13 protein-coding genes are annotated in these 15006 nt (G+C 70.8%); 9 read left to right on the top strand and 4 right to left on the bottom strand.

What is annotated here, in order from left to right; all coding sequences use genetic code 11:
* Nucleotides 1-10: 10 nt before the first annotated feature.
* The 3 genes from ACFVS8_RS12710 to ACFVS8_RS12700 form a co-directional block, all read right to left on the bottom strand.
* On the bottom strand, nucleotides 11-679 hold the full coding sequence (locus ACFVS8_RS12710; RefSeq protein WP_387062541.1) for a GAP family protein: 669 nt from the start codon (nucleotides 677-679) through the stop codon (nucleotides 11-13).
* 13 nt (nucleotides 680-692) lie between these two features.
* Nucleotides 693-1910 carry an AI-2E family transporter gene (locus ACFVS8_RS12705; protein ID WP_387062538.1) on the bottom strand — a complete coding sequence of 406 codons (1218 nt, stop codon included), beginning with the start codon at nucleotides 1908-1910 and terminating at the stop codon, nucleotides 693-695.
* A 196-nt stretch (nucleotides 1911-2106) separates the two neighbouring features.
* Nucleotides 2107-2676 carry an NADPH-dependent F420 reductase gene (locus ACFVS8_RS12700; protein WP_387062535.1) on the bottom strand — a complete coding sequence of 190 codons (570 nt, stop codon included), beginning with the start codon at nucleotides 2674-2676 and terminating at the stop codon, nucleotides 2107-2109.
* 113 nt (nucleotides 2677-2789) lie between these two features.
* Between ACFVS8_RS12700 and ACFVS8_RS12695 the strand changes: the two genes are divergently transcribed.
* The 3 genes from ACFVS8_RS12695 to ACFVS8_RS12685 all read left to right on the top strand — a co-directional run bounded on the left by ACFVS8_RS12695 (nucleotide 2790) and on the right by ACFVS8_RS12685 (nucleotide 5769).
* Nucleotides 2790-3314, top strand: a complete 525-nt coding sequence (locus ACFVS8_RS12695) for a MarR family winged helix-turn-helix transcriptional regulator (RefSeq protein WP_387062533.1) — start codon at nucleotides 2790-2792, stop codon at nucleotides 3312-3314.
* Between the two features lie 99 nt (nucleotides 3315-3413).
* Nucleotides 3414-4652: a glycosyltransferase gene (locus tag ACFVS8_RS12690; RefSeq protein WP_387062531.1), complete on the top strand. Its 1239-nt coding sequence runs from the start codon at nucleotides 3414-3416 to the stop codon at nucleotides 4650-4652.
* A 61-nt stretch (nucleotides 4653-4713) separates the two neighbouring features.
* A complete protein-coding gene (locus tag ACFVS8_RS12685) occupies nucleotides 4714-5769 on the top strand; it encodes a LacI family DNA-binding transcriptional regulator (protein ID WP_387062529.1) in 1056 nt (351 codons plus the stop codon).
* Between the two features lie 18 nt (nucleotides 5770-5787).
* Here the strand turns inward: ACFVS8_RS12685 and ACFVS8_RS12680 are convergent, their stop codons facing one another.
* The gene (locus ACFVS8_RS12680) at nucleotides 5788-6792 is read right to left on the bottom strand and encodes a LacI family DNA-binding transcriptional regulator (protein ID WP_387062527.1); all 1005 of its coding nucleotides are present in this window, start codon (nucleotides 6790-6792) and stop codon (nucleotides 5788-5790) included.
* A 265-nt stretch (nucleotides 6793-7057) separates the two neighbouring features.
* On the opposite strand from ACFVS8_RS12680, the gene ACFVS8_RS12675 reads away from it, so the two are divergent.
* The 6 genes from ACFVS8_RS12675 (at nucleotide 7058) to ACFVS8_RS12650 (ending at nucleotide 14922) form a co-directional block, all read left to right on the top strand.
* Nucleotides 7058-8371 (top strand): ABC transporter substrate-binding protein, encoded by a 1314-nt coding sequence (locus tag ACFVS8_RS12675; protein WP_387062524.1) that lies wholly within the window; start codon nucleotides 7058-7060, stop codon nucleotides 8369-8371.
* A gap of 102 nt (nucleotides 8372-8473) precedes the next feature.
* Nucleotides 8474-9493 carry a carbohydrate ABC transporter permease gene (locus ACFVS8_RS12670; protein WP_387062521.1) on the top strand — a complete coding sequence of 340 codons (1020 nt, stop codon included), beginning with the start codon at nucleotides 8474-8476 and terminating at the stop codon, nucleotides 9491-9493.
* Nucleotides 9490-10308: a carbohydrate ABC transporter permease gene (locus tag ACFVS8_RS12665; protein WP_387062519.1), complete on the top strand. Its 819-nt coding sequence runs from the start codon at nucleotides 9490-9492 to the stop codon at nucleotides 10306-10308. The genes ACFVS8_RS12670 and ACFVS8_RS12665 overlap by 4 nt, the downstream gene beginning before the upstream one ends.
* 11 nt (nucleotides 10309-10319) lie before the next feature.
* Nucleotides 10320-12899, top strand: coding sequence for a glycoside hydrolase family 2 protein (locus ACFVS8_RS12660; RefSeq protein ID WP_387062516.1), 2580 nt, complete (start codon nucleotides 10320-10322; stop codon nucleotides 12897-12899).
* On the top strand, nucleotides 12896-13930 hold the full coding sequence (locus tag ACFVS8_RS12655) for a glycoside hydrolase family 113 (RefSeq protein WP_387062513.1): 1035 nt from the start codon (nucleotides 12896-12898) through the stop codon (nucleotides 13928-13930). Before ACFVS8_RS12660 ends, ACFVS8_RS12655 begins: the two co-directional genes overlap by 4 nt.
* Nucleotides 13927-14922, top strand: a complete 996-nt coding sequence (locus tag ACFVS8_RS12650; protein WP_387062510.1) for an N-acetylglucosamine kinase — start codon at nucleotides 13927-13929, stop codon at nucleotides 14920-14922. Before ACFVS8_RS12655 ends, ACFVS8_RS12650 begins: the two co-directional genes overlap by 4 nt.
* Nucleotides 14923-15006: the final 84 nt, after the last annotated feature.

The raw sequence follows: 15006 nt of genomic DNA, 5'->3' as shown, positions 1-15006 counted from the left end.
TCGCGGCGCCTCAGAACCTGCTGAGCCCGCTGCCGAGCACGACCACGCCGATCATCAGCAGGATGGCCGAGCCGACGATGCCGTTGTTGCGCGCCAGCCAGTCCTGCGCGTCGCGCAACCTGGGCTCCATCCGTCCCGGTGCCGCGAGTGTGAGGATGATCGGCACGGCGACGGTCGATGCCGAGATCACGACGTAGACGCCGATCGCGATCGCGGCGTCGGTGACGTCGAGGTCCTCGGCGCGGATGGCGAGCCCGGCCGCGATCGCGAGCAGCAGGGCCTTGGGCCGAACGTTGAGCAGGAGCGCGAAGCCCACGGCGGACCAGCGTCCGAGGCGATCGAGTCCGCGCAGCCACGCCGGGAGGTCGGTTCGTTCCGTGCGGCGGGAACGCACCCACGACACGATCGCGACGACGATCAACGCGAGGCCGATCGCGACCTCCCAAGCGCCGATCGCGGTGTTCGGGCGGAGGCCGAGCCCCGGTGTCGGGATCAACTGGGCGAAGATCGTGACCGCCGACACGACGATGAGGAGCCCCGCGACCCAACCGATGAGGAACGGCAGTGCCGTGCGTGCGCGATTGGCCGACAGCAGCAGGATGATCGTCGCCATGATCGGCACCGTGCTGAGCGCCATGGCGATCGCGATCGGGAGCAGGTGGCCGATGGCGGCGAGCATCTTCGACGCAGTCTCAGCCGGTGGCGGGCGCCGCGGACTCGTCGGGCCGCTCCGCGTCTGCGGTGGCGGGGTCTGCGCTCGGCGGGTCGCTCGCGGCACCGGTCGCGGCGGCGGCCTTGGCCTCGGCCTTGGCGAGCTTGGACGCGGTGTTGTCGCCGAGCAGCGGCCTGATCCACGGCATGCGCGGGTTGGTGTCGACGAGGAGCATGCGCACGAGCAGTGTGAGCGGGATGGCGAGGATGGCGCCGGTCGGCCCGAGCACGATCGCCCAGAAGAGGACGGAGAAGAAGGTGATGCTCTGGCTGAGGGCGACCGCGTTGCCGACCACCCGGGGCTGCACGATCGATTGCACGCCGGCGTTCACGATGCCGTACAGCACGATGACGGCAATGACCGTGGGCCATCCGCCAGTGAGTCCGCCGAAGATGATCGGCGGGATGATGGCGATGAAGTACCCGACGTTGGGGATGAAGCTGCAGATGAACGACAGCAGTCCCCAGATGAAGGCGCCCGGCACTCCGAGCAGCACGAGGACGAACCAGTTGATGAGTCCCTGCGCAACGCCGAGCGCGGTGGTGACCACCATGTAGCGCCGCACGTTCCTCGCGTAGTCGCGGATGGAGTGCACGAGCAGGGCCCGGTGGGGCTCGATCTGCCGGAGCACCTCGGGCAGCAGGGCGGCATCCATCGCCATGAGGAGCACCATCGTGAAGATGATCACGAAGGTCGTGGTGGCGCCGGCGAGACCGCCGATCAGCCCCCAGACGACGCTGACGATCGAACCCGCATCGAAGCTGCCGATGACGGCGGAGATCTGGTCGGAGCCGATGCCGATCTTCGCGAGCGCCTCGCCCAGGCCCTCGACGGCGGCCTGGATCTGGGGCGCGAACTGCGGCAGGAGGCTGGCGAACTGACTGAAGGCGACGGCGACCGCGTAGCCGAAGACCACGATGAGCGCGAGCACCGTCACGATGGCGACCCCGGTCGCGATGCCGGTCGGCACGCGGCGACGTTCGAGCGCCGTGCGCACGGGGTTCGCGCAGATCGTCAGCACCAGCGCGAGGAAGACCGGGGCCGCGATCGATGAGATCGCGGCGAGCCCGAACACGGCGAGGACACCCCCGCCGAGGCCCGCGAGGAGGAGCGCGTTGCGGTTGACCGTCGACGGCACCGCGTCGGCCGTGGGCGCCGCCTCGGGCGCCGGCTTCGGGTTCTTCCGATTCCACCACATCGAGGTCAGAGTAGCGCTCGGGGGCCGCCACGGGGGTGTTTCGCGAGCGATCGTCGAGAACTCGACCGGTCGCGCACGCGAGAGCGGGCGAGGGGTCGTCGACCGCCTCGCCCGCTCGGTGAGCCGTGCACGGGGCGCTGCGCTCCGGGTGCTGCGCTTCGGATGCCGCGCTCCCGGTGTCGCGCTGCGCGGAGGACTATGCCGCGAGGGGGAACCCGCCGGTCCAGGAGATCTTCTCCTGCACGGCGAGCGTGAGCTGCAGGAAGCCGAGCGACTCGAGCTCGCGAGCGCGCTTGAGCGCACCGGCGTCGACGGCGTTCACGCCGCCGGCCGAGACGACCGCGGCGAGCTGCGCCTTGGCGTCGGCGTCGTCGCCCGCGATGAGCACGGTGGTGGGAGCGCCGCCGACGGTCTTCGAGGCGAGCGTGCTCGCGAAGTTGGTGTTGAAGGCCTTGAGCACGCGCGACTGGGGGAGTGCCGCGGCGAGGTCGGAGGCGGCGGAGCCGTCGGCCGGCACCACGAGGCTGTCGAAGGTGCTGAAGTCGAGGGGGTTGGTGATGTCGACGACGGTCTTGCCGGCGAGCTGCTCGCCGCGCTCGGCGACGATCTGGGCGAGGGCCGGGTGGGGGACCGCCAGCACGACGATGTCGCCCGTGACGGTGTCGGCGTCGCGCGCCACGTACTCGACGGTGGTGCCGCCGTCGGCGATGAGGCCGCCGATGGCCGTGCCCATGTTGCCGTTGCCGATGATGCTGACCGTGGTCATGTGTCTGTGCTCCTTGGTGCCGGATGGCATTACTTGTTGAAACAACCTTGTAGGTACAACCAAACCGTAGCACGTCTTGGTTGTCATGACAACTAATGCGGTAGAATCGCCTCATGACCACGATCGAGCCGCGCACCGTCCAGCCCTTCACGGGCCCCGAGGCGACGGCCTGGGCGCGCCTCGTGGCCGTCAGCGAGCTGCTGCCGACCGTGCTCGACGCGCAGCTCCTGCGCGACGTCGAACTCACCCACTTCGAGTACCTCGTGCTCTCGGTGCTCGCGGCATCGCCCGAGCGCACGAGCCGCATGACCCGCCTCGCCTCCCAGACCAACGCCACGCTGCCCCGCCTCTCGCACGTCGCACGCCGACTCGAGGAGAAGGGCCTGCTCGAGCGCTTCCCATGCCCCGAAGACAAGCGGGCCACCAACGCGCGACTCACCGCCGCCGGATCGGCCGTGCTCGAAGACGCCGCACCCGGCCACATCGCCACCGTGCGCGCCAACGTGCTCGACGCGCTCGGCCCCGACGAGCTCGAGCAGCTGGCGGCCATCGGGTCGCGCATCCTCGGCCGCCTCGACCCCGAGGGGCGTCTCTCGGCCTCGCAGTGCGACTCGGCCGTGCTCGGCGAACCCCGCTGACCGCTGACCGACTGACCGCCGACGACCGGGCCGCAGCACGCGGCATCCCGAACCGCGTCGGCGGTGCATGACGGGAACCGAGCATGACAGGATCGGCGCATGGCGACCGTGCTCTTCGTGCCCGTGACGTTCAACCTCGCCGAGACGACCCGCATGATCGAGGTCGCGCGCGCCCTCTCGCCGGCGCACACGGCCGTCTTCATGGGCTACGAGCACGACTACGTGCACCTGATCACCGACGCCGGGTTCGACTACCGCGCCTGCGAACCCGCGTGGAGCGCGGCGCAACGGCAGCAGGCCATCGACTTCGACCAGGGCCGCGCCATGCGGAGCCCGTTCACGCGCGACCTCGTCGCCGCACGCGTCGAGGTCGAACGGCGCATGATCAGGCAGACGGATGCCGCGGCCGTCGTCATCGGCTCCAACATCACGTCGCTCATCTCGGCGCGCGCCGAGGGCGTGCCGCTCTTCTACCCGGTGCCGTTCGCCCTCACCGGACCCCAGGTCGCCCAGACGACGCGCATGCACCTCGTCGGCGGCGACGGGCGCCTCGCGCGCACGGCCGACCGCATCGCGACCTCCGCGTTCCGCTGGCTGTACACGCGCGCACCCGTCGCGCCGCGCGCCTTCTCGAGCATCGCGAAGGGCAACGGCGTGCGACCGCTGCGCACGGTCGCGTCGATGCTCGAGGCCGATGTCAACCTCGTGACCGTCATGCCGTGGGAGCTCGACGGCTACGAGCTGCCGACCGACTACACGCGCGTCGGTCCGATCTTCGCGAAGCTCGACGGCGAACTGCCGGCCGTCGTGCACGAACTCGCCGCCCGACCCGAGCCGCTCGTGTACCTCGGGCTCGGCTCCTCGGCCGACCGGCAGCTCGCGCTCGCCGCGGCCGCGCAGCTCGCCACGCTGCCCGTCAACGTGGTGGCGCCCATCGGGCACTACCTCGAGCCGGGCGACGCCGTGCCGCCCAACGTGCACGTCACCGACCTGCTGCCCGCGCACCGGCTCGGCGGGCTCGTCGACGCGGCCGTGCTGCACGGCGGGCAGGGCACCGTGCAGACCGCGTGCGCCACGGGCATCCCGTTCGTCGGGTTCGGCCTCCAGCCCGAGCAGACGTGGAACGTCGAGGTCTGCGTCGCGCGCGGCAACGCGCTGCGGGTGCCGCCGAAGCACGTCGCCCGGCCCGAGTTCGTCGACGCCGTGCGTCGGGTGCTCGACGACCCCGCCATGCGCGCCGCCGCGGCCGAGGTGCAGCGCGCATTCGCGACCGAGGACGGCGCCCGCGAGTCGGCGCGCATCATCGAGGAGCGCATCGCCGCATCGGCGCGCGCCTGACGGGCGCGGGAGCGCGGCGGCGACGGCGCGTCGGCGGACCGCCGTGGGTACATTTGTTGGCGTGAACGACCTTCCTCCGGCGACGCGACGACCCGAGCAGCGCCGGCGCGTCACGATCAAGGACATCGCCGAACGGGCCGGCGTGTCGATCGGGGCCGTGTCGTTCGCGCTGAACGGACGCGACGGCGTATCCGAGGCGACGCGCGAACGCGTGCGCCAGGTCGCCGACGAGCTCGGCTGGGCGCCGTCGACCGCCGCTCGTTCGCTCGCGGTGTCGTCGACCGAGACGATCGGGCTCGTGCTCGCCCGCGACCCCGCCACCATCGGCGTCGAGACCTTCTACATGCGGTTCATCGCGGGCATGGAGAGCGAACTCGCCAAGCGCGGCTACGCCCTGCTGCTCCAGCTCGTGCCGACGCCCGAGGCCGAGCTCGCGACCATCGCCAAGTGGCGGGCCACGCGACGCGTCGACGGACTGCTGCTCGTCGACCTCCAGCCCGACGACCCCCGCGTCGCCCTGCTCGCGCCCGACGACGCGCTGCCCACCGTGGTGGTCGGCGACGCCGAGGTCGCGGCCGGCCTCACGAGCGTGTCGACCGACGACGACCGGGCCATGCGCGAGGCCGTGCGGGCACTCGCGAACCTCGGGCACCGGCGCATCGCCCGGGTCTCCGGGCTCGGGCGCTTCGCGCACACGGCCGTGCGCGAGGTCGCGTTCTTCGACGAGACCGAGCGGCTCGGCATCGACTCGGCCGTCGCCCGCACCGACTACCTTCCCGAATCGGCGCGGCTCGCAACGAGGTCGCTGCTCGACGCGGCAGACCGGCCGACCGCGATCATCTACGACAACGACGTGATGGCCGTCACCGGACTGAGCGTCGCCATGGAGCTCGGCCTGCGCGTGCCGGCCGACCTCTCGATCGTCGCGTGGGACGACTCGGTGCTCTGCGAGCACACGTTCCCGCAGCTGAGCGCGCTGCGGCGCGACGTCGTCGGGTTCGGGGCGCACGTGGTGCGACGCCTGCTCGATCTGATCGACGGCGGCGAGCGGGGCGCGTACCTCGACGAGACGCCGCACCTAGTGGTGCGCGGCTCGACCGGACCCGCGCCGGCCTGAGTCGACGCGGGAGGGGTGTCAGGCGGGCGGGCGCTCGCCGCTGCCGCGTGCGATGAGCCGGGTGGGCAGCTCGAGCTGCGTCGTGAACCCGATGGGGTTCGCCATGCGCTCGACGGCGAGACGCGCAGCGCGGCGGCCCATCTCCATGGGGTCGTGTCCGACGACGCTGACGCCCAGGATGTCGGCGGTCTCGAAGTCGTCGAAGCCGATGAGCGCCGGGGGAGCGGCGAGGTCGCGGATCGCGCGGAGCGCCCCGATGCACACGCGGTTGTTGCCGGCGACGATCGCCGTCGGCGGCTCGGGCTGCGCGAGCAGATCGCGCACGACCTGCTCGGGTGTCGCGGCCGGGTCGTCGAGCAGGCGTTCGTACCGGGCGTCGGCGGCGATGCCGGCATCCGCCAGGGCGGCACGGTAGCCGGCGACGCGCTCGGTCTGCGTGTACGCCGAAGCCGGGTTGCACACGTACGCGATGCGGCGGTGACCGCGCGCGACGAGCGCCGCGGTGGCCTCCGCGGCGCCGGACCGGTTGGCGAGCACGACCGAGTCGGCCACGAGGTCGCGCGCCGGCCGGTCGATCGCGATGACGGGCGTGCCGAGTTGGCGCTCGCCCTCGAGGTAGGACTGGTCTTCGCCCACGGGGATCATGAGCAGGGCGCCCACGCGTTGCGACAGCAGGGTGTCGGCGACCCGCGCCTCGCCCTCGACGGAGTCGTCGGTCGTCGCGACGATGAGGGTGTAGCCGCGGTCGGCGAGCTCGCGTTCGATGCCCGCCGCGACCGTGTAGTAGAACGGGTTGAGCAGTTCGCCCATGATGAACCCCACGGTGGTCGAGCTCCCGCCGCGGCGGAGGCTCTGCGCGAGCAGGTTCGGTCGGAAGCGCAGTCGCTTGGCCGCCGACATGACCCGTTCGACGGTGTCGGGCGAGACGAGCTCGCGCTGGGAGTAGACGCGCGAGACGGTCTTGGCGCTGACGCCGGCGAGGCGCGCCACGTCTTGCAGGGTCGCCCTGGTCTGCACGGTCACTGGTCCTCCTCGCGGGATACGGGGAATGTCCGACGTGGGACATTCAAGCAGACATCGGAATGTCCGGTGCGATCATCTGGCTCGACAACTCGCTGATCAGAGCGAGAAACCCACCATCGAGCCTTGAACGGACAGAACGAGACAGCGCTGACATCGTGACTTGCTAAAGCGCTTTAGATCACCGTACACTCACTCTCGCCACCCCCGCTGTCGAGGGCACTCTCGACTGCGATCCGAGGGTGACCACACACAAGGGAGAGTTCACATGGCATCACGCAAGGCATTCGTCGGCCTCGCCGCCGTGGCCGCAGCGACGCTGCTGCTGACGTCGTGCGCCGCCGGCGGCGACAGCAGCGGCGGTTCCGACGAGGTCAAGGGCGACATCACGTTCCTCACCAACCGCACCGACCTCGAGACCGACGGCACGTGGGACGAGTACGTCGAGGAGTTCGAGAAGGCGAACCCCGACGTCACGGTCAAGGTCGAGGCGATCACCAACTACGAGGATGACGTCAAGACGCGCCTCAGCACCCCGAACGGCTACGGCGACGTGCTGCTCATTCCGAACGGCGTCGCCCCCGACCAGTACGCCGACTTCTTCGAGCCCCTCGGCGACGCGGCCGACCTCGCGGACACCTACCGCTTCCTCGCACCGAAGACCGTCGACGGCACGCAGTACGGCATCGCGCTCGGCGGCAACGCGAACGGCGTGCTCTACAACACCCAGGTGTTCGCCGACGCCGGCATCACCGACCTGCCGACCACCCCCGAGGACTTCCTGAAGGACCTCGAGGCCGTCAAGGCGAACGGCGTGACCCCGCTCTACACGAACTACAAGGACGGCTGGCCCCTCGGCGGTCAGTGGACCAACATCATCGGCGCCGTGACGGCCGACCCGACGGCGCAGACCGTCATGGCCCACGACGAGGCGCCGTGGACCGAGGGCACCGACATCTACGCGCTCGACTCGCTGCTCTTCGACGCGGTGCACGACGGCCTCACCGAGGCCGACCCCCTCACGACCAACTGGGAGCAGTCGAAGGGCGACTTCGCGGCCGGCAAGATCGGGGCGATGGTGCTCGGCTCGTGGGCCATCTCGCAGTTCCAGGCGGCGGCGACGGATGCCGGGGTCGACCCGGGCGTCGTCGGCTTCATGCCCTTCCCGACGAACGTCGACGGCCAGCAGTACGCGACCATCGCGGGCGACTACTTCCTCGGCGTCAACAAGAACTCGTCGAAGAAGGCCGCCGCCGAGGCGTGGATGAACTGGCTCATCGAGGATTCGGGCTTCACCGACACGCAGGGCATGATCTCGGCCGTCAGCGCGGCCGACCTGCCCGCGAACCTCAGCGGCCTCAGCGACTCGGGCGTCGAACTGCTCGAGATCGCCGCGGCACCGGCCGGCGAGGAGTCGCTGTTCAGCGACACCGCCGACACGAGCCAGGTCGACGTCTGGGGCAACATCTACCGCCAGAAGCTCATCGACATCGCCCGCGGCCAGGCCGACGGCGACAAGAAGTCGTTCTTCTCGCAGCTCAACGAGCAGTGGGGCGCGGCGGTCGACGAGTTGGCCCAGTAGCACCACCGGTCCGGCGCCTCGGGTCCATGCCGAGGCGCCGGGTCACCACCGACCCCCACGCACTACCCGGGCCACGCCCGAAGCATGACGAAGGAGCACCTCATGTCCGTGTCGACGACAGGGCCGGATCCCGTGGGGGTCCAGGGTCCGCTGCACGGTGCCGCGGTGCTGGCGCGGCCGACCGACGGCCCCGATCCGCAGCCGACGCGAGCGGTCCGCGCGCTCCGCCGCCCGCGCCGGGTCGGGCCTGCCGGGCGCGCACGCCTCGCGAAGCTCACCCCGTACCTGTTCGTCGCGGCCGCAGTCGGCCTGCTCCTGCTGCTGACGTACCTGCCGGCCGCGAACATGATCTGGTACAGCTTCACCGACTGGAACGGCCTCGGCCCGATCGAGAACGTCGTGGGCTTCGACAACTACGTCGAGGTGTTCACCAACCCGCGCATCTTCTCGGTGTTCGGCGTGAGCCTGTACTACTTCGTCGGCGCCTTCGCGCAGATGGCCATCGCCCTGTACTTCGCGACGCTCCTCAGCTTCCGCACGCGTTTCTCGAACTTCTTCCGCGGCGTCATCTTCTTCCCGTACCTGATCAACGGCGTGGCCATCGGCTTCGTCTTCCTCTACCTCTTCCAGCCGGGCGGCACGCTCGACACCGTGCTCGGATGGTTCGGGGTCGCCGAACCGCCGCAGTGGCTGGGCGACGCCTCGATCGCGAACTACTCGCTCGCCGGCACGTCGGTCTGGCGCTACACGGGCCTCAACTTCGTGCTCTTCCTCGGAGCGATCCAGTCGATCCCCGGCGAGCTCTACGAAGCCGCCGAGCTCGACGGCGCGAACCGGTGGAAGCAGTTCACGAACATCATCTTCCCGGGCATCCGCCGCATCATCGGGCTCTCGTTCATCCTCGCCGTCGCGGGAGCGCTCTCGGTCTTCGAGATCCCGTTCATCATGACCGGCGGCGCGAACGGCACCGCGACGTTCGTGATCCAGACCCTGCAGACCGCGTTCTCGTACCGGCAGGTCGGCCTCGCGTCGGCGATGGCGGTCGTGCTGCTCGTCATCGTGCTCGTCGTCACCTGGATCCAGCGCAAACTCTTCCCCGACGAGAAGGTCGACCTGACATGAACCGCGTACTCCCGGGCGTCGGCAAGTACGCCTCGCTCCTCATCGCCACGGTCTTCGTGCTGCTGCCGCTCTCGGTCGTGCTCTTCGCGAGCTTCAAGAGCCGCGCCGAGTACGGGTCGACCGGGCCGCTCACGCCGCCGGTGAACTGGTTGAACGTCGAGAACTTCGAGACCGCCTTCACCAACGGCGACATGATCGAGGGCTTCGTCAACACGACCGTGGTGCTGCTGATCTCGCTCGCCGGCACGATCGTGATCGGCACCATGGCCGCCTACGCGATCGACCGGTTCCAGTTCCGCGGGCGCAAGCTCATCATGGGGCTGTTCCTCGTCGCCACGCTGATCCCGAGCGTGACTAGCCAGGTCGCGACCTTCCAGATCATCTCGGGGCTCGGCCTGTTCAACACGAAGGCCGCCCTCGTGCTGCTGTTCCTCGGCACCGACATCATCGCGATCTACATCTTCCTGCAGTTCATGGCGGGCATTCCCGTCTCGCTCGACGAGGCCGCCATGATCGATGGTGCGAACCGATGGACCATCTACTGGCGCGTCATCCTGCCCCTGCTGAAGCCCGCGATCGCGACCGTCGTGATCATCAAGGGCATCGCGATCTACAACGAGTTCTACCTGCCGTTCCTCTACCTGCCGTCGGAGGGCATGATCTCGACATCCCTGTTCAACTTCAAGGGCCCGTTCGGTGCACAGTGGGAGGTGATCGCGGCGGGCACGATCCTCGTGATCGTCCCGACCTTCCTGGCGTTCGTCTTCCTGCAGCGCTGGATCTACAAGGGCCTCGTCGCAGGAGCCGTCAAGTGAATCCGGAGACCATGACCACCTCATCGACGAAGCACCTGCACCGGGTCGAGCGACCCCTGCACAGCGGATGGCGCGTGCGGGCTGCGTCAGGGCCCGTTCCCACTGCGCTCGCCGACGCCGTCGCACCGGGCGGCGACGGCCGCGGGCTCCCCGCCGCGGTGCCGGGCGTGGTACACCTCGACCTCATGCGCGAGGGGCTCATCCCCGACCCGTACCTCGACGACAACGAGTCGGCGCTCGCCTGGATCGGCCTCGTCGACTGGACCTACGACACGGCGTTCGAGCTGTCCGAGGCCGAGCTCGCCTCGGCATCCGTGCACGAGCTCGTCTTCGACGGCCTCGACACCGTCGCGACCGTCTCGCTGAACGGCGAAGCCATCGCCGAGGTCGCGAACCAGCACCGCACGCACCGCATCGACGTGACCGCGCTGCTGCGCGCCGGCTCGAACGAGCTCGTCGTCGCGTTCCGCAGCCCGGTCAAGTACGCGAACGCGCAGAGCCTCGCGCTCGGCGGCCGCCCGCGCCCGTACCCGTCGCCCTTCGACGCGATCCGCAAGTCCGCGTGCAGCTTCGGCTGGGACTGGGGCATCGCGACGACGACGAGCGGCATCTGGCGCCCCGTGCGCCTCGAGTCGTGGTCGACGGCCCGGTTCGACGAGGTGCTCGTGCGGGCGACGCCCGATGGCGACGGCGGCGTGGTCGAGGCAGTGGTGCGCGTCGCGCGGGCGGGCCGGGCGGGCGGCGTCGACGAGGAGCGGTCGGATGCCTCGCTCCAGGTCGACCTCGAGGTGGCCGGCGTTCGAGCCGCCGTCGACATCGCGGCCGGCGAGTCCGAGGCCGTCGTGCGGCTCGAGCTCGACGCCGTCGACCGCTGGTGGCCCGCCGGGTTCGGCGATGCGGTGCTCTACGACGTGCGCGTGCGCCTGGGCGTCGAGGGCTGGGTGCTCGACGAGACCACGCGCCGGGTCGGGTTCCGCGACCTGCGCTGGAACACCGAGCCCGACGCCGACGGCACGCCCTTCCAGCTCGTCGTGAACGACCGGCAGGTGTTCGTGAAGGGCGTCAACTGGATCCCCGACGACGCGTTCCCCGTTCGCGTCGATCGCGCCCGCTACCGCGCGCGCCTGCAGCAGGCGGCATCAGCGGGGCTCAACCTCATCCGCGTCTGGGGCGGCGGCATCTACGAGGCCGACGCGTTCTACGAGCTGGCCGACGAGCTGGGCCTCCTGACCTGGCAGGACTTCCTGTTCGCGTGCTCGGCGTACTCCGAGGAGGAGCCGCTGCGCTCCGAGGTCGCGGCCGAGGCGCGCGACAACATCGTGCGCCTCGCGCACCACGCCTCGCTCGCGCTGCTCACCGGCAACAACGAGAACCTGTGGGGCTACGAGGACTGGGGCTGGAAGCTCGCGCTCGACGGCAAGACCTGGGGCGCGTATTACTACCACGAGCTGTTTCCGCGGCTCGTGGCCGAGCTCGCGCCGCAGGTGCCGTACGCGCCCGGCAGCCCCTTCAGCCCCGACAGCGACGAGCACAGCGGCGAGCACCCGAACGCCGAGGCGCACGGCACCATGCACGTGTGGGACCTCTGGAACCAGAAGGACTGGCCGCACTACCGCGACCTCGAGCCGCGGTTCGTGGCCGAGTTCGGCTGGCAGGGCCCGCCCGCCTGGTCGACGCTCACGCGCGCGATCAGCGACGACCCGCTGACGCCCGAGTCGCCCGGCATGATCGTGCACCAGAAGGCCATCGACGGCAACGCCAAGCTCACCGCCGGTCTCGTGCGCCACTACCGCGTGCCGAACGACATGGAGACCTGGCACTGGGCCATGCAGCTCAACCAGGCCAACGCGATCTCGTGCGCGCTCGACCACTACCGCTCGCACTGGCCGAAGACCGCGGGTGCCGTCGTCTGGCAGTTGAACGACTGCTGGCCGGTCACCTCGTGGGCCGCGATCGACGGCGACGGGCACGCCAAGCCGCTGCTGCACGCGATCCGCAACGCGTTCGCGCCTCGCGTCGTGACGGTGCAGCCGCGTGCGGACGCGTCGGGCGCCGAGACGCTCGCCGCGATCGTCGGCAACGACAGCGACGACGCGTGGATCGGCGAGCTCGTCTTCGAGCGTCGCGCCTTCGACGGCTCGGTGCTCGCGAGCTCCGCGGTGCGGGTCGAGGTCGCCGCGCGTTCGGCGCTGACCGTCGAGGTTCCCGCCGAGGTCGCCGAGGCGACGGATGCCGCGGGCGAGCTGCTCGTGGCCTCGGTCGAGGGCGTGCGCGGCCTCTGGTGGTTCGCCGAGCCGCGCGACAGCGCGCTCGCGCCGGCCGACCTGTCCGTGGATGTCACCCCGGCGTCCGCCGACGGCGCGACCGACGGCGTCTTCGCGGTCACCGTCACCGCGCGCGGCGCCGTCGTGCGCGACGCGACGCTGCTCGTCGACAAGGTCGACCCCGCGGCATCCGTCGACTCCGGGCTCGTGACCCTGCTGCCCGGCGAGTCGCACACGTTCGTCGTGCGCGGCGTCGAGGCGCTCGACGCCGACGCCGTGACGAGCTCTCGCGTGCTCCGCAGCGGCAACCAGCTGGTGGCCGAGTGAGCGCCGCCTCGGCCTCGAGCCTTGCAGCAGCCTCCGCCGCCGAGCTCCTGCGGGAGCCGGTCTGCGGCATGACCTGGGGCTGGACCGGCGTGCGCGGCACGTGGGCGACGCCCGCGGCCGAGGCATCCATGCGCCTCATGGCCGAGCACGCCGTGAACTGGACCGCGCTCGCCTACGCGGCCGAGCAGGCGACGCCGTTCTCGACCGAGATCCCGTTCGACTGTGAGCCCACCGTGACCGACGACGAGATCGTCGGCGCGATCCGGCAGGCGCACGCGCTGGGCCTCAAGGTGTGCCTGAAGCCAGTCGTGAACGTCGCCGACGGCACGTGGCGCGCGCACATCGGGTTCTTCGACTGGGACGTGCCGGGCGAGCCGAGCTGGACGCAGTGGTTCGCGTCGTACACGCGGTTCATCCTGCATGCGGCCCGCATCGCCGAGGCCGAGGGCTGCGAGATGTTCTGCATCGGCTGCGAGATGGTGCGCGCCGACGGGCAGGAGGCCCACTGGCTGTCGCTCATCGCCGAGGTGCGTGCCGTGTACTCGGGCCCGATCACGTACAACTGCGACAAGTACCAGGAGGACCACGTCACCTGGTGGGACGCCGTCGACGTGATCTCCTCGAGCGGGTACTTCCCGATCGACGCGTGGCAGATGCAGCTCGACCGCATCGAACGCGTCGTCGAGGCATCCGGCAAGCCGTTCTTCTTCATGGAGGCGGGCTGCCCGTCGCGCGAGGGATCGGCCGACCTGCCGAACGACTGGAACCTCGTCGGCGCGCCGTCGGGCGCCGAGCAGGTGCGCTACTTCGAGACCATGTTCACCGCCTGCCGCGAGCGGCCGTGGGTGCGCGGCCTCATGCTGTGGGACTGGCCGACCTCGCTCTACGCGAAGGCCGACGCCGCCGCGAACGACGACTACTGCCCGTACGGCAAGCCGGCGGCCGACGTGATGGTGCGCGAGTACCGGGCGTGGGCGGCCGAGGCGGCCGAGGCGACCGAGCCGGGCGAACCCGCGGGAGCGCACGCGTGACCGGCTCCGTGCTCGCGATCGACGCGGGCCAGACCGGCATCAAGACCAGGTTCGCGGATGCCTCGGGCGCCGTCTCCGAGACGGTGCTGCCCGGCATCCGCACGCACGAGCCCGTGCTCGTGCAGCTCGCCGAGACCGCCGCGCGCATCGCGGCCGCATCCGCAGGCGCATCGAGGTCGTCGTTCGACGGCGACGCCCGCGCCGACGGCGGCGCGGCGCGCATCGAGGTGCTCGCGGCCGGCGTGTCGGGCCTCACCGAGGCCGAGGCCGACGCCGACGCCCTGCTCACCGCGGTGCGGCCGTTCGGCGTACGCCGGGTGCTGCTCGTGCACGACTCGATCTCGTCGTTCATCGGCGCGCTCGGCGATGCGCGCGGCGCCGTGATCGCGGCGGGCACCGGGTCGGTCACGCTCGGCGTCGGCCGCGATGCGGTGCGCCGTGTCGACGGCTGGGGCAACATCATGGGCGACGCCGGCAGCGGCTACTGGATCGGGCGCGAGGCGCTCGACGCCGGCATGCGCGGGTACGACGGCCGAGGCCCCGCGACCGCGCTGACCGGACTCATCGCCGAGCGGTGGCCCGACATCGAGCAGGCCTACATCGACCTGCAGGTCGACCCGAACCGTGTGGGTGTCGTCGCCTCGTTCGCCGAACGCGTCGCCGCGCTCGCGACGACCGACGAGGTCGCCGCCGACATCTGCCGCCGCGCGGCCGACGAGCTCGCCGGCTCGGTGCTCGCCGCGCTCCGCAGCGTCGGCGAGGCCGGTGCCGGAGCATCGCCGCGACTCAGCGCGATCGGCGGGGTCTTCCGAGCCGACCGCATCCGCAGCCGCTTCGAGCGGCAGGTGCGCCTGGCCGTGCCGGGCGTCGACATCAACGAACCGCAGGGGAGCGGTCTCGACGGGGCGGCCGCACTGCCGCACCTCGACGACGCGCACCCGCTGCACGCACACGTCACCGTCGCATCGCTGGAGCAGCCGGCCGCGAGGTGAACCGAACCCCCGGATCGGGCGCCGGGTCCATGCCGGGGCGACACGCCCCGGGAAGCACCTGACAGGAGTCGAAGATGACACACA

The organism is Agromyces sp. NPDC058110, assembly GCF_042884735.1.
Classification (GTDB): domain Bacteria; phylum Actinomycetota; class Actinomycetes; order Actinomycetales; family Microbacteriaceae; genus Agromyces.
The sequence above is the reverse complement of the archived record's forward strand: the minus strand, read 5'-3'. Positions and strand labels throughout refer to the sequence as shown.